We start from the raw sequence: 14,124 nt of genomic DNA, 5'->3' as shown, positions 1-14,124 counted from the left end.
AAACATCAGCAAAGCTATCCCATTCGCAGCTTCACTGATGTTTTTTCTACTTATGCTTTTCCATAAAATCTAACATCCGCTTATACACTTTAATCTCATTCTCTTTTTTAGAGAATCCATGACCTTCATCCTCCAGCACCAGGTACTCCACATCGCGGCCTTTATCCTGCAGCTTTTGGACAATTTGATCTGATTCTTCCTTCACCACACGCGGATCTTTTGCACCTTGGATAACCAGCATCGGCTTTGTCATGGTTTCCAAATAAGTCACTGGAGAATCAGTCACAAAACGCTCCTTATCACGCTCTGGATCGCCAAGCCATCTTTCCATGATCGGCTTCCAATCCGCCGGTACAGAATTGACGAAGGTAAATAAGTCGGACGGGCCAAAGATATCAATCACTGCTTTAAAATATTCTGGATGCCGCCCATGCAGGAGAAGCGCCATGTAGCCTCCATAGCTTCCTCCTACTAAGAATAGATGATCAGGGTCCGTAATCTTTTGATCAAACAGCCATTTGATGCCTTCCACATTATCGAGGCGCGGTCCATGCCCCCAATCCTGCTCGACGAGTTTCACAAAAGAGGAACCATAGCCTGTACTCCCGCGAAAGTTTGGTGCGAAAATATGATAACCGCGATTGAGAATGCTTTGGAACATCGCACGGAAAAATTTCCGTTCTGCTGCCTGTGGCCCGCCATGTGGCCAAAATACAGTATACCCATTTGCATTTTCCGGTTTTGCCCTGAACAGAAGTGATTCGATTTCCATCCCGTCAAATGAAGCATAGGTCACAATTTCAGGATCCACGAGTTCCTCTTCCGATACACCCAGAACACGATTATCTGTGAGCTGCTCCCATTTCTCACCATTTGTCAGACGATAAATGTTATCCGGCTTAACTGCAGATCCCCCAAGGAGATAAACTGCCCCTGATTCTGTTACAGTCACCTGATCAATTAAATCAAAAGGCTTTGTGATTTCTTTCAGCTCTCCTGATTTTACTTTATACTGATAAAACTTATCGACAACACCCTTTTCTGTCACTACATACAATGAATCGGATGATTTATCATATTTTACGGTTTCAATCGATTCTTCCTCCAGCTCAAGAACTTTTGAAAAGGCCTCTTGTTTCATATCATATTTGGCTAAATACTTATATTCGCCTTCATAATCCGTCGGGAAATAAATGCTGTGATTATCCGTGAAAACCGGATCATAGGATACATGCACTTTTTTCGGATCAGGAGTAAGATAGATTTTCTCTTCCCCTTTTTCGATGAATATATTATTATACGTGTTCGCAAACACGCTTTCGTATATTAATGTCTCTTCATCTTCCGATACACCTGCCAGTGTAGTCGGCGCTCCTTCTCCCTCTGCTAACAGCTCATCTTTATCTGTATCCAGATAGCGCACATGCGTGTTTAAAAAGCTCGGATTATTTTTAGAGGTATTATAATAAATTCGTTTTCCGTCCTTGCTCAGGTATGCAAATAAGTATTTTTCGTCCTCCGCTCCCGTAATCAGCGGCTGCGGTAATCCGCCCTCTGGAGGCAGGGCGTAAATGTGATAATTTTCATCCCCATCTGCATCAAAGCTTGTTAAAACATACTTCCCATTTGGATCAAACTGAATAAATGAGGAGGATTCATCCTTTTGAGAAAACTGAAATGGATAGGTATGCTCTTTACTCAAGTCTAATGCCCATAAATTACGTTTACCGCTCAAGTTCGTTGAAAATACCAGCTTTTGTTCATCTTTGCTCACTTGGAAATGATCGATACTATACGTATAAAAGAACTGTTCTACTTTCGGTTTTGGAAATTTTATCATTCTGCCCGCACTCCCTTTTATCTGTATTTTCTATATTATACCACTATTTATAAAATACACCACCTACACTCTGGTCTTTCTTCCTCTAGTAGTGCGGAAAAGTAAAACTATATTTAATTCAAGCTACTTTGATTGTCATTTTATCATTTGAATAGTAAAGTGATATAGAGAGGAGAATTTGAGACGATACATGCAGAAAATAACACATCATTTACCTATCTGCCTGCAGCTCACTTCCTCCCCCAAAGCAATTTACTTCAAATACATTTTTTAATAGATAGGTTTAACCTTAAAAATCTAAAACAATGGAGGAGCATAAGTATGGAACAATATCGCATTGACCAAAAGAAAGGAATGGAATTTGGGCTTTATACGCTGGGAGATCACTTAACCAACCCTTTCACAGGAAAACGGATTTCGGCACAGCAGCGTCTTCAGGAAATTATCGAATTAGCAAAGCTGGCAGAACAAGCAGGGTTAGATTTTTTCAGTGTCGGAGAAAGTCATCAGGATTATTTCACTACGCAGGCACACAGCGTGGTATTGGCGGCGATTGCGCAGGCGACAGAAACCATCAAACTGGGCAGTTCATCAACGATTATCAGTACCTCTGACCCCGTTCGGGTTTATGAAGATTTTGCTACAATTGATTTAATTTCTAATGGACGTGCCGAAATTATTGCCGGAAGAGCTTCCCGAATTGGGCTATTTGAATTATTAGGGTATGACGTACAGGATTATGAAGCGTTATATGAAGAAAAATTTGATTTGCTGCTGCAGATTAATGAAAAGGAAAGGCTCAGCTGGGAAGGGAATTATCGTGCACCCTTAAAAGATGCACATGTGCTGCCCCGTCCGAAAGATAATACACTGCCCATCTGGCGTGCAGTTGGCGGAACCCCGGCCAGTGCGATGAAGGCAGGCTACGCCGGGGTACCGATGATGCTGGCAACACTTGGCGGTCCGGCCAGTGCTTTTAAAAACGTCATTGATGCGTATCGGGAAACAGCTGAAAGAAGCGGACACCAAACAGAAGCACTTCCTGTCGGCGTCACCGGTTTTTTCCATGTGGCAGAAACAAGTCAGGAGGCACTGCAGCAAATGTACCCTTATATCAATGAAGGAATGAAGCTGACGAATGGACAAGGGTTTCCGAAGCAGGCATTCGCACAGGCAAAGGATAAGCGCAGTGTCATCAATGTCGGCAGTCCGCAGGAGGTTATTGAAAAAATCCTCTATCAGCATGAGCTGTTTGGACATCAGCGCTACTTAGCGCAAATGGACTTTGGCGGTGTTCCATTTGAACAATTGGCTAAGAATATTGAAATGATTGGCACGGAAATTTTGCCTGCCATTCGTAAGTACACTGGCAGGAATCAGGAGGATTAGCACATGAAGATCATTGGTTTATCCGGATCCATTGTCGGTTCGAAAACTCGGACGGTTATGGATGCTGTCGCAAAAGAAATTGCTGAAAAATATCCAGAAGCAGATTTTCAGCTGATTGATTTAAAAGATTATGATTTGCAATTTAGTGACGGCCGGAACTATCTCGATTATTCCGGAGACACCGCCTGGGTCACCAGGCAGGTGATGGAGGCAGATGTGATGATTATCGGCACGCCGGTATTCCAGGCATCTATCCCGGCAAGCTTAAAGAATATTTTTGATTTGCTTCCTGTTGGGGCATTTCAGGATAAGACCGTAAGCTTTTTCGTAACCGCAGGCTCTTCCAAGCATTATTTAGTTGCTGATCATCAATTAAAGCCAACTTTATCCTATATGAAAGCACAAATAGTACAAACCTTTGTTTATGTTGAAGAAAAGAGCTTTCAACAAAAGAAGATCGTCGATGATGATGTTTTCATTCGATTAGAGCGTTTGATTGAGGACACCATGGACACGTATGAAGCCAGCGAAATCATCCGGAAAAAGAAAGAGGATTCCTATGGATTCTAAGAACTAAAAAAACGCATGGATGGGTATTTCACCAAAAGTTAGATTTACTCCTCTAACTTCAGGATTGGTACCGTGAGCATCCATGCGTTTTTTTACTTTAGGTACATGATATTGTTAAGCACCTAAATGATTTTCAATGACTTTTACGATTCGTTCTGCATAGGCCTGGCAATCTTCCTCTGTCTTTGCCTCTACCATGACACGCACAAGCGGTTCTGTTCCAGATGGGCGGACTAAAACGCGTCCATTCTCTCCCAATTCCTCTTCCACAGCTTGTACTTCATCTAAGATGATTGGGCTGGTCAATGCTTCATTCTTATCTGTAACCCGAACATTGATCAATGTCTGCGGGAAAATAGTCATTTCGTCTGCCAGTTCTGAGAGGGTCTTGCCTGATTCACGCATTACATTCACAAGCTGCAATGCAGATAACAGACCGTCTCCTGTAGTAATATAATCTAAAAAGATAATATGGCCGGATTGTTCCCCGCCTAGGTTATAGTCGTTTTTACGCATTTCTTCCATGACATATCGGTCACCGACTGCCGTCTTATCGCTTTTCAGACCAGCTTCTTCTAATGCCTTATAAAAGCCTAAGTTACTCATGACAGTGGATACGACAGTGTCCTTACGCAGCATCCCAATTTCTTTCAGGTATTTTGCGCAGATGAACATGATTTTATCGCCGTCCACAATGTTTCCTTTTTCATCCACAGCAATCAAGCGATCACCGTCTCCATCAAAAGCCAGTCCGACATCCGCTTCTTTATCCAGCACATATTGCTGTAGCCCTTCCGGATGGGTAGAACCGACACCATCATTAATATTCAGGCCGTTCGGTGTAGAGCCCATGGAATGAATGTCAGCCTCCAAATCTGCGAATAGATGTGTAGCCAGGCTGGATGTTGCTCCATGTGCACAATCCACAGCGATACGTATTCCGTCAAAATCGTTATCAATCGTATCTTTTAAGAAGGACAGGTATTTCTGTCTGCCTTCAAAATAATCACTCACTGATCCGATACCAGCGCCTGTCGGGCGAGGCAGATCATCCTCTTCTTGTTCTAATAAAGCTTCAATTTCTGCTTCCTGAGCATCTGTCAGCTTAAATCCATCTGAACCGAAGAATTTAATCCCGTTATCCTCTACAGGATTATGGGATGCAGAAATCATCACCCCTGCCTGTGCGCTCATTGCTTTTGTTAAGTAAGCGACCCCCGGCGTTGAAATAACACCCAGCCGCATTGCTTCTACACCTGTTGACAGCAGACCTGCGATCAACGCGCCTTCCAGCATATGTCCAGAAATACGTGTATCTCTGCCGATTAAAACGCGCGGCTTTTCACTGCCTTTTGTTAACGTATATCCGCCAAAACGGCCGAGCTTAAATGCCATTTCAGGAGTCAGCCCTTCATTTGCTACTCCCCTGACACCGTCTGTTCCAAAAAATTTACCCATTATTATATCTCTCCTTTGACCATACAATATACAACTATTCTTCTGCTGTTTCAGCCGGATCGATTATTTCCACCGTGACTTCTTCCACATTTCCTGTGGCAGTGACATCCTCAGGAGCTTCAATGTCAATAGGCACGTCATGCTCTCCTGATTCTAAATCAGATAAATCCAGTACGGCGTTGATATCATCTGCCGTTAAACCATTGACCACCGATGCATCTCCTGTCACTTCCACTTCTAATGCAGGATCTGCATAAGATGCTTCCAATCCATTTGCTAAGCCTTCTTCTTCTAAAGCTACATTCTCGATTACATTTGCTCCTTCTACTTCTACCGTAACTTCTACCTCTTCTGTCTCCGGCGCTTGCACGTTTTCCGGTAAATCAAGCGGTACTTCAACTGTGCCGGATTCTTCAATCTCGGATAAGTCCAGCGGCTCGGTAGTCACTTCTGAAATATCCTCCAGCACGTCACTTTGAGAGTAAATCTCCACTTCCTCTTCATTTGGAGAAATAGAGTCCAGCTCAAGGTCTTCTTCCAGCTCACCTGTTGTCTCTACAGAGAGCGGTACAGACTTGCTTGGATTGTCGACTTCTACAGAGACCTGAACACTTTCAGGGTCTAATCCGACATTCAATTCATTTCCTTGTACATCATATACACTTATCGGAAGCTCCCGATTATTAATTGACTCATCGACACCTTCCATATTCACATAGGCCCTTACAGAGCCAATCGATTCAATGACACTTGCTGAGCTTGTGATCGTTATCGTTTCCGGATCGACACTGTAATCGACCACTTCGTAACCATCTGCCATCAGGTCTTGATTAATCAGATCAGCAGTTACAGTAAACTCTTGAGATGCCCGTTCTTCAATGGTGACTTCTGCTGTTTTCGGCTCAATAAATACTTCCACATCTCCTGCTATATTATGCTGCAGTTCAACAACATGCGTTCCTTCTTCTAACCCTTCTAAGTCAACGTACACATCAAAATTACGTTGAAGTATGTACGGTGTCATACTGCCTCGATTCCCTTGCAAAGTGACATCGACCTCTTCTGGAACATCGCTGACAACATAGCTGTCGCGGTCAATACGGATATCCACTGGAATTTGTTCCAAGGTTTCTGTGGAAGTGGTTGAACCAGAAAATGTTGAATCGGAATTTGGTGTTTCGGACACATTGACAAAAGCATAGAGTGTTACCGCAAAAGCTAAGGAAAGAATACGGACAAACCACTTACTCTTAAACCAATTATCCACGCTTACCAGTCCTCCGTTTCCATGATTTTTTTTCAGAGGCTTTCGGCACGATTGATAAATGCGTTAAAAGCATTTCTCTTAATTTTTCTTCATCGATATCACGATGCAGCTCTCCATTTTTTGTACAAGAGACGGCACCTGTTTCCTCAGAAACAACAATCGTTAACGCATCTGTTACTTCACTGATTCCCATTGCAGCACGGTGCCTTGTTCCTAACTCCTTGGAGATAAATGGACTCTCAGATAAAGGCAGGTAGCAAGCCGCAGCTGTTATCTCTTCATTTTTTATAATCACTGCTCCATCATGAAGCGGTGTATTTGGTGTAAATATGTTTGTCAGAAGCTGGTGAGTAAGCTTTCCGTTGATTGGAATCCCTGTTTCCGCATAATCCCCAATTCCTGTTTCTCTTTCAATGGAGATAAGCGCACCAATTCTTCTTTTACCCATATAATTACAAGACGTAACGATAGCCTCAATTTCATTTTGTATAATTTCTTCTGCAGAGCTTCCCGATCTGGCGAAGATATTTCCTCGTCCCAGCTGCTCTAATGCTCTTCGCAGCTCCGGCTGGAATAAAATAACAATTACAATAACTCCCCAATTAATAACTTGGCCTGTGATAAATTGGATGGTTTGTAAGTTTAACAGCATACTTACTCCCCACACAACCATTACAACTGCTATTCCCTTTAACAGCTGAATAGCCTTTGTTCCTCTGATCAGCATGATTAATTTATATAATACATACCAGACGAGAGCGATATCAACGCCAATTCGCAGCAGATCTAAAAAGTCAAATCCCCCATCAAGCATGTGCACACATCCTTTACCCAATAGAATTACCTGTTTGTTTTAAACATTATCTTAAAAGCAATTATTTCTCACGGAGAACTGCCCGTAAAATTCCCGCCTCTAAATAGAGAATGGACTCGGTTTATTTAAGCAGGAGATAACGTGAGTCAGCTCTCTGAATCCTTCAGCGGAGGGAAAGAACAAATTCCCGCTGAAGAAAGTTTCGTTTTATATTAACATGAACTATTATGAATTACAGTCGATAATTATTATATCATAAATTTGTAAAAACAGACCTGTCTGTAGTTTATTATTTTCTTTAGAAAATGCAACATCCATTAAAATGTGTGTTGGAAAAAAATGCCAGATTTGATCACTCCAACATCCTGAACCAGCTGTTTTTTCATGATCAATGGAACAGGCATGTTTTACCCCATTATGACAGTTTCTTTCGCCCAAAAAAAGAGAGCGACATCATCTCGCTCCTTTTTTCATTGTTTTATCTTAAAATGCGAATAATCCTTTAAAGAAATTCTTTATATGATACCATATCCACTCAAACGTTTGGTCTATGGTTTCCAGCTCTCCGTTGACTCCTCCTGCAGAGGCCATCAGGCCACCGCCTTCAAGCTCCGATTCGCCGTCTAAAAGCTCTCCATTAAACAAGGTAACATTGCCGTCAACCGTTCCGAGCACTAATAAATCACCGTTTTTCACGTAGACGTCTCCGGAAACAGTGACACCCTCCGGCACAATCACAGTGTCTCCATCAATGACAAGCTCTTCCTGTGCAGAAACAACAAGCTGCTCCGTTCCTTGATTAAACGTGGATGAAAGACTGCCTATCATCAACAAGAAGAAAATGGCTGCTGCAACAAGGATTGGATGATGTTTAAACCAGCGCTTGTACTTTACCGATTTCTTTTCTGTCGGCAATTTATTCATAACGTTTTCTGTAAAACCAACCGGGGCTTCCATCCGTTCCGCACTTTTTATTAAAGCAATGGTTCGATGAAGCTCATGAAAATGCTTCTGACAATCTTCACAATCCTCCAGATGCCTTCTTAGTAAGCTTTCTTCGTCTGCGGAAATATCCCCATCTAAATAGTCATGCATTTTTTTTATATACTCTTTATTGCAGCTCACATCAAGCACGCTCCTTTACACATGTCGAAGCCTTTTTCTCAAGGCCTCTCTTCCACGATGAATCCGCGTTTTTACCGTACCAAGAGGAACATCAAGAATTTCACTGATTTCCTTTAGTGAAAATTCTTCCAGGTACCTGAGCATGATAATACTCCGATATTTAGAAGGAAGCTGAGAAATTTCATGATGAATATACCGCTGCAGTTCTCTGCTCTCTACTTCTTCCCCAGGCAGACGTTCCGTACTGGCAAGCTGCGAATACATATCCAAACCTTCTGTCCCTTTTACTTCTGCATCAAGATGAAAGTCCGGTTTACGCTTGCGCATGCGGTCAATGGTTAAATTCGTAGCTATGCGGTATAACCATGTAGAGAATTTTCTGCTCTCATCAAATGAATCAATATTCACATATGCACGTATAAACGCTTCTTGTGCAATATCTTCCGCTTCGTGCTTATTACCCAGCATACGGTAGCAGTGCTGGTATATTTTATCTTGATAAAAGGATACAACATCCGAAAAAGCAGATTGGTCTCCTTTTTTAACTTCCATAATCTTTTTCTTTATAAATTGGTCCATCTAATTACCTCCGCACTATGCGGTACTCTCTATACGAAACAACCGCTTGTAAGGTTTCACATTTTAAAAAAGAATGTTTATTTTTTTTCCGACAGGGTATATCTAACGATAAGTATACTAAAAAAGGAGTGAAATTTGTGGATAAAAAATCGTTATTCATGGAGATTGAACAATGCAGAGAAGAAATGCTGACATTGTCTGAGAAGCATGGATTAGACTCAGAACCTGTCTTGTCCACAAGCGAAAAATTGGATGCATTAATCTTTGCTTATTTAAAAAAATCCTCTTAAATCATCCTTACTCTATTTTTAAAGACATCTCCTGTGTATGTCTTTTTTTGTTACATTTCCTACCCACAAACATCTCTATGTAAATTTCCCCTAACCAACTATATCTCTATGAATAATAATATCTTATTTTGTCCTTCACTTCATTAAACATTTTTTATTTTTTATAAGAAACTTGAAAATATTTGAAAGATGGTATCAGGATTCCTGTGATTTACATGCAAAAAGAAAAGAACCGATTTACAATGCATCGAATTGCAAAACGGCTCTTCTTTGTTGTTTCTAAAAATTCTTAAACAGAATCATTCTCTTTCATTACTGTCTCTCCGCCGATAAAAGGAGATAACGTCAAGGCTTTAATTCCTGCTTCTTCCCAAGCAAGTGCTAACTGCTCTGCTGCTTCCTGCGAAGGCATAAAAGCAATTCCGCAATCTCCGCCTCCAGCTCCAGAAGGCTTCCCAGCGCCTCCTAAATCCTCTGCCAAGTTACATAAGACGGTTAAATCAGGTGTCTCAATATTTGTATTTGCTGCTTTCCCTACTTGATTCAGCGCTTTTCGATTAGCCTTTATCCCAGCAAATAATTGATTGATACCATTATCTTTTGCGCCAGTCAAAAATTGAGATACGGCATGTTCACTATCTTTCAGAAATGCCGCATATGCTTCCGCATTATTTATTTTCAATAATCGCACCTGGTTCACTAAATCTTTCGTAGATGCGGCACTGCCTGTCCAGCCTACACAAAAGTAAACATTCTCTGGCAGCGTAATCGGCTTCGTTTTATAATATTTCCAATCCTTCTCTACTACTTCTGTGACAGAATCTGCTTTTCGGTATGCTTCAAGAAGCCAATCTGCTTGAAAAGAAGAGAATTGAAGCAGTCCGCCATAAGTGGATGCAGCGATATCTGCTCCCGATCCGTTCCCTTGCGTAATCACATGCGATATCGCAGCTAAACGGAATATGATATCTTTTTCAGCCAATCGCGGAGCCTGAAAACGTAAGACTCCCGCCACGATAGAAGTAACAATTGCTGCACTGGAGCCTAATCCATATTTCACGCCAGAGGCATCATCCAGCTCACTGCGTGTAGAAACATGCATTGGAAGAACTGGCAGTCCTTGTTCTTCCAGATAACGATAAGTGACCCGGAGTGCACTCTTTACAAAAGACAGCCGGGGGTCATCTGATTCAATATGTATATCTGTCTCTCGCCAAGACCATGGGACCTTATGAAGAGAAAAGTCCGAAAGAGTCAGCTGGTGGCTATCGGCTTCCGATACCGTTGCATAAACAAAACGGTTCACTGCCATCACTGCCAGATTCTGATAAGGCTCTAATACGGCAAACTCTCCCGCAATCATTAATTTTCCTGGTACTTTGACCGTGATTGATTTTGCCACCATATTATCCTCCTATCTATAGCTTATTCCGCTTCCGGGTTTGCTGATTATAATATCCTCCACGCCTTCTGTGGCCTGCAGCTGTTTTTTTACTTTATCTTCATCTTCTGGTAAATATAAAACTTTTACATTCGGACCGGCATCAATCGTAAAAAAGGCAGGAATTCCTTGTTCTCTTAAGGATTGTACCGTCTGCATCACACGCATTGTCGTATCCTGCCAGTAAGTAAACGGCGGGTTCGCTCCCAATGTTGTAGCATGCATGCGCATGCAGTTCGCTTCTGCAACGCTTCCCATCTTCTCAAAATCTTTTACTTTAATGGCTTGTTTTATTTCTTGCAGATCCTTTGCTGTCTGCTCCAGCCAGCCTGCATAAAAAGGAGAGGTTTCTACGGTACGGCGCATCCCCTCTCTGCTTGAAACCTTTTTCTCTGTTTTTGACAAGACGACAGCAGCAATGCGAATATCCCAGTGTGACTTATCAGCAATTTGCACAGCAAACGAATCGGAGCCATCTTCCCGTTCCCCCATTTGCCATTCAACAAAACCGCCGAAAATCGAACGGGAAGCAGAACCAGAGCCTTGACGAGCCAGCCTCGATAATTCCGTATCATCTAAGGAAAGTCCGATTGCTTTGGAGCTTGCTGCAGCTAATGCTGCAAGACCAGATGCAGAGGAAGCAAATCCGGCAGCAGTAGGAACATGATTCACAGATTGAACCTGTGCATAGATTTCCTTTCCAGAAAGAGCACGCACCTTATCTAAAAATACCGCTACCTTTCCAAGCGCATCTCCTTCTACATTCTGTTCATTCAAACAAAAGGAATCTTTTTTTAACCCTTCCTGAAAATGAACGGTTGTCTCTGTAGAAAAACCATCTAATGTCACGGAAAGGTTACTGTTGGCAGGAAGAATCAATGATTCATTCCGCTTCCCCCAATACTTGATTAAAGCAATATTCGTATGCGCTCTTGCTGTTGCCTTCATATTATTTGAATCTCCTTTTCTACAATCCCTGTCAAATCATTCTTTTCGTGCGGCTCCATTCAGCGGGGAAAAAACCCCGCCGAATGAGGCATCGCTTTATTTTTTCAGAACAAACGGCCAGACTGCCGCTGCACCAAACCGGCGTAATTTCTCTGCCAGCTGTTTTGAATGAACTTCATTTTGCGCAAGTGCAATGATACAACCGCCATTTCCGCCGCCTGTCAATTTCGCACCCAAAGCCCCTTCTTCCCGGGCAAAGCGAATCAATTTATTTAAACCGGCATCACTGACTCCTAATGCTTCCAGTTCTTTTTGTGCTTCATTTAACAGTTGACCTAAAAACTGTTTACTTGCTTTTTCTAATGCATCTTTTGCATGATGCGTTAATGCTCCGATCCGTTCTATTTTGGAATGGATACGCTGCGGAGCGGCTTTTAACAGATTTGCTACCGATTCAACCGATGTACGTGTATCCCCGAATCTGCCGGAGTCTGCAACAATAAAATGCAGGTCTTCTCCTAATTCAATGTGCTCAACAGGACTTCCTTTTTTATACCACACTGGTTTATCGGAAGTGATCGTTAAGGTATCCAGCCCGCTTGGTGCTCCATGCGCATAGGTTTCTGCCACATTCGCTAATTGCAGCAAATCTTCTGTCGAGCATTCCTTATCGCAATAATGGAATAAAGAGCGAATAATAGAAATAGCTACAGATGCACTTGAACCAAGACCCTTTCCTGGCGGTACCGAAGAATTAATCCGTATTAACAAATCTTTATAAGGAATCCCGAGATATTCACAAGAACTAGAGACACATTCTACGATTCCTTCCAGCTCTTTCGGGGCATGCCGCAATGGTCCATGATAAAAGGTACTGTCCATTTTCACCGCTCCAGGGACATACTCAATTACCGTCTCTACGCCAATTAAAGGAAATGGAATAGCAATTGCCGGCTGTCCGTGTACAACCGCATGCTCTCCAATTAAAATGACCTTACTATGAGCTACACCAATAGCTGTTTTTTCCGACGCTGTTACTTTTTCTGCACTCATTGTTTATACTGTTCCACCAATTCTTTAGCTTTTCCCACACGGATTTCTTGTTGTTCTACTAATTGTTTTGCTATCACATCAATCATCTCCCCAGTTGCTCCGCCAGCTATCGCAACAGAACGTGAATGAAGCGCCATATGCCCTTTTTGAATCCCATCTGTCGCCAACGCTTTGAGCGCTCCAAGATTTTGAGCAAGACCAACTGCTACAATTACCTGCGCAAGCTCTTCTGCTGATTCAATTTGCATAACAGATAAAGAAAAATCAGCTAATGGGTGCACACGAGTCGCTCCCCCGACAGTTCCTACCGACATTGGCAACTCAATTTCACCAACGAGATTACCTTCTTCATCCTTTGACCACATAGTCATGGAGCCATAATGACCATTTCTGGCAGCATAAGCATGTGCTCCTGCCTCTACTGCCCGCCAATCATTTCCTGTCGCAATGACAACAGGATCAATCCCGTTCATAATCCCTTTGTTATGCGTTACCGCACGATACGGATCAGAGGCAGCAAATTCATACGCATGGATGACACCATCTCTGACCTCTTCTCCAGCAAACGAACCTGTTTTTAGCAGGTGCGGAGGAATCACGCATTTCGCTGTAACAAGGCTGCGATCGGCATAATTCGATAAAATACGCAAATGCACTTTTCCTTTGGTTATTTCTTCTACAATCGGCGCAATCGATTCCACCATGGTATTAATCATATTCGCTCCCATGGCATCACAGGTGTCTACATAGATATGCATGACCAGCATTTTGCTATAAGACGATGCATCGTCCTCATTCAAAAGCCGTACATCTAAATCTTTCACACCGCCGCCACGACTGACAATGCTTGGGTAGGCATCATCGGCAGCTTTCATTAATGTATCTTTTTGATGAAGGATTTGCTGCTTTGCTTCTTGAAAATCCGGACATCCAACCACCTGAATCTGCCCTATCATCAGTCTTTCTTTTGATTCTGTCCGAAAACCGCCAGCCTCTCTGACTATCTTCGCAATATGACTGGCAGAAGCAACAACAGAAGCTTCTTCGATAGCCATCGGTACTACATATTCTTTCCCGTTTATCAAAAAGTTTAATCCCAATCCGAATGGTAATTGATAGGTACCAATGACGTTTTCAATCATATTATCTGCTTTTCCTACCGTAAGCGCATCGGCGTTAGACAAATTTTGCGTTTCTGCATCTGTTAGAGTAAAGGCCTCACGTAATAATGCCCGCCTTTCTTCTACCGTCATATTATAAAACCCTGGTATCCTTGAAGAGGTCATGCCTAGCTCATCCTTTTTATTTATCATATCTGAAATATGCTTTTTTATTACAATGTACTAAAAT

The 14,124-nt window shown here is 42.3% G+C and carries 13 protein-coding genes; 3 read left to right on the top strand and 10 right to left on the bottom strand.

Annotation, left to right across the window (positions count from 1 at the left end; translation table 11 throughout):
- Window positions 1-46: 46 nt before the first annotated feature.
- On the bottom strand, window positions 47-1,840 hold the full coding sequence (locus MKX55_RS01500; RefSeq protein ID WP_339235516.1) for a S9 family peptidase: 1,794 nt from the start codon (window positions 1,838-1,840) through the stop codon (window positions 47-49).
- Window positions 1,841-2,161: 321 nt separating this feature from the next.
- Between MKX55_RS01500 and MKX55_RS01495 the strand changes: the two genes are divergently transcribed.
- Both MKX55_RS01495 and MKX55_RS01490 read left to right on the top strand, forming a co-directional pair.
- Window positions 2,162-3,229, top strand: coding sequence for an LLM class flavin-dependent oxidoreductase (locus MKX55_RS01495; RefSeq protein WP_339235514.1), 1,068 nt, complete (start codon window positions 2,162-2,164; stop codon window positions 3,227-3,229).
- Window positions 3,230-3,232: 3 nt separating this feature from the next.
- Window positions 3,233-3,799, top strand: coding sequence for an NADPH-dependent FMN reductase (locus MKX55_RS01490; RefSeq protein ID WP_339181657.1), 567 nt, complete (start codon window positions 3,233-3,235; stop codon window positions 3,797-3,799).
- A gap of 114 nt (window positions 3,800-3,913) precedes the next feature.
- Here MKX55_RS01490 and glmM read toward each other — a convergent pair whose 3' ends face one another.
- The 5 genes from glmM to sigW form a co-directional block, all read right to left on the bottom strand.
- Window positions 3,914-5,257 carry a phosphoglucosamine mutase gene (gene glmM, locus MKX55_RS01485; RefSeq protein ID WP_339235512.1) on the bottom strand — a complete coding sequence of 448 codons (1,344 nt, stop codon included), beginning with the start codon at window positions 5,255-5,257 and terminating at the stop codon, window positions 3,914-3,916.
- A gap of 34 nt (window positions 5,258-5,291) precedes the next feature.
- A complete protein-coding gene (locus tag MKX55_RS01480; protein ID WP_339181653.1) occupies window positions 5,292-6,524 on the bottom strand; it encodes a CdaR family protein in 1,233 nt (410 codons plus the stop codon).
- On the bottom strand, window positions 6,517-7,338 hold the full coding sequence (gene cdaA, locus MKX55_RS01475; protein WP_339181651.1) for a diadenylate cyclase CdaA: 822 nt from the start codon (window positions 7,336-7,338) through the stop codon (window positions 6,517-6,519). Before cdaA ends, MKX55_RS01480 begins: the two co-directional genes overlap by 8 nt.
- Window positions 7,339-7,821: 483 nt before the next feature.
- A complete protein-coding gene (gene rsiW, locus MKX55_RS01470; RefSeq protein ID WP_339235510.1) occupies window positions 7,822-8,463 on the bottom strand; it encodes an anti-sigma-W factor RsiW in 642 nt (213 codons plus the stop codon).
- 15 nt (window positions 8,464-8,478) lie between these two features.
- On the bottom strand, window positions 8,479-9,042 hold the full coding sequence (sigW, locus tag MKX55_RS01465) for an RNA polymerase sigma factor SigW (protein ID WP_339181645.1): 564 nt from the start codon (window positions 9,040-9,042) through the stop codon (window positions 8,479-8,481).
- A gap of 137 nt (window positions 9,043-9,179) precedes the next feature.
- Here sigW and MKX55_RS01460 point away from each other — a divergent pair, with 137 nt between their 5' ends.
- Window positions 9,180-9,332, top strand: a complete 153-nt coding sequence (locus MKX55_RS01460) for an aspartyl-phosphate phosphatase Spo0E family protein (RefSeq protein WP_339181642.1) — start codon at window positions 9,180-9,182, stop codon at window positions 9,330-9,332.
- 289 nt (window positions 9,333-9,621) lie between these two features.
- Here MKX55_RS01460 and MKX55_RS01455 read toward each other — a convergent pair whose 3' ends face one another.
- The 4 genes from MKX55_RS01455 to MKX55_RS01440 form a co-directional block, all read right to left on the bottom strand.
- The gene (locus MKX55_RS01455; protein WP_339235507.1) at window positions 9,622-10,737 is read right to left on the bottom strand and encodes a phosphomevalonate kinase; all 1,116 of its coding nucleotides are present in this window, start codon (window positions 10,735-10,737) and stop codon (window positions 9,622-9,624) included.
- Window positions 10,738-10,746: 9 nt separating this feature from the next.
- Window positions 10,747-11,721 (bottom strand): diphosphomevalonate decarboxylase, encoded by a 975-nt coding sequence (gene mvaD, locus MKX55_RS01450; RefSeq protein WP_339235505.1) that lies wholly within the window; start codon window positions 11,719-11,721, stop codon window positions 10,747-10,749.
- 96 nt (window positions 11,722-11,817) lie between these two features.
- On the bottom strand, window positions 11,818-12,774 hold the full coding sequence (gene mvk, locus MKX55_RS01445; RefSeq protein ID WP_339235502.1) for a mevalonate kinase: 957 nt from the start codon (window positions 12,772-12,774) through the stop codon (window positions 11,818-11,820).
- Entirely contained in the window at window positions 12,771-14,060 is a 1,290-nt protein-coding gene (locus MKX55_RS01440; RefSeq protein ID WP_339235498.1) for a hydroxymethylglutaryl-CoA reductase, degradative, read from the bottom strand. Before MKX55_RS01440 ends, mvk begins: the two co-directional genes overlap by 4 nt.
- Window positions 14,061-14,124: the final 64 nt, after the last annotated feature.

Origin of the sequence: Oceanobacillus sp. FSL W7-1281 (assembly GCF_037969835.1) — a bacterium.
Taxonomy (GTDB): domain Bacteria; phylum Bacillota; class Bacilli; order Bacillales; family Amphibacillaceae; genus Oceanobacillus; species Oceanobacillus oncorhynchi.
Note: the sequence above shows the minus strand (reverse complement) of the source record. Positions and strands in the feature narration are given on the sequence as shown.

What these genes read in the sequence shown, in the direction of transcription:
- mvaD (WP_339235505.1), bottom strand. Translation starts at nt 11,721, where the DNA reads ATGAAGGCAACAGCAAGAGCGCATACGAATATTGCTTTAATCAAGTAT.
- sigW (WP_339181645.1), bottom strand. Translation starts at nt 9,042, where the DNA reads ATGGACCAATTTATAAAGAAAAAGATTATGGAAGTTAAAAAAGGAGAC.
- MKX55_RS01440 (WP_339235498.1), bottom strand. Translation starts at nt 14,060, where the DNA reads ATGACCTCTTCAAGGATACCAGGGTTTTATAATATGACGGTAGAAGAA.
- cdaA (WP_339181651.1), bottom strand. Translation starts at nt 7,338, where the DNA reads ATGCTTGATGGGGGATTTGACTTTTTAGATCTGCTGCGAATTGGCGTT.
- MKX55_RS01455 (WP_339235507.1), bottom strand. Translation starts at nt 10,737, where the DNA reads ATGGTGGCAAAATCAATCACGGTCAAAGTACCAGGAAAATTAATGATT.
- MKX55_RS01490 (WP_339181657.1), top strand. Translation starts at nt 3,233, where the DNA reads ATGAAGATCATTGGTTTATCCGGATCCATTGTCGGTTCGAAAACTCGG.
- glmM (WP_339235512.1), bottom strand. Translation starts at nt 5,257, where the DNA reads ATGGGTAAATTTTTTGGAACAGACGGTGTCAGGGGAGTAGCAAATGAA.
- MKX55_RS01500 (WP_339235516.1), bottom strand. Translation starts at nt 1,840, where the DNA reads ATGATAAAATTTCCAAAACCGAAAGTAGAACAGTTCTTTTATACGTAT.
- MKX55_RS01495 (WP_339235514.1), top strand. Translation starts at nt 2,162, where the DNA reads ATGGAACAATATCGCATTGACCAAAAGAAAGGAATGGAATTTGGGCTT.
- mvk (WP_339235502.1), bottom strand. Translation starts at nt 12,774, where the DNA reads ATGAGTGCAGAAAAAGTAACAGCGTCGGAAAAAACAGCTATTGGTGTA.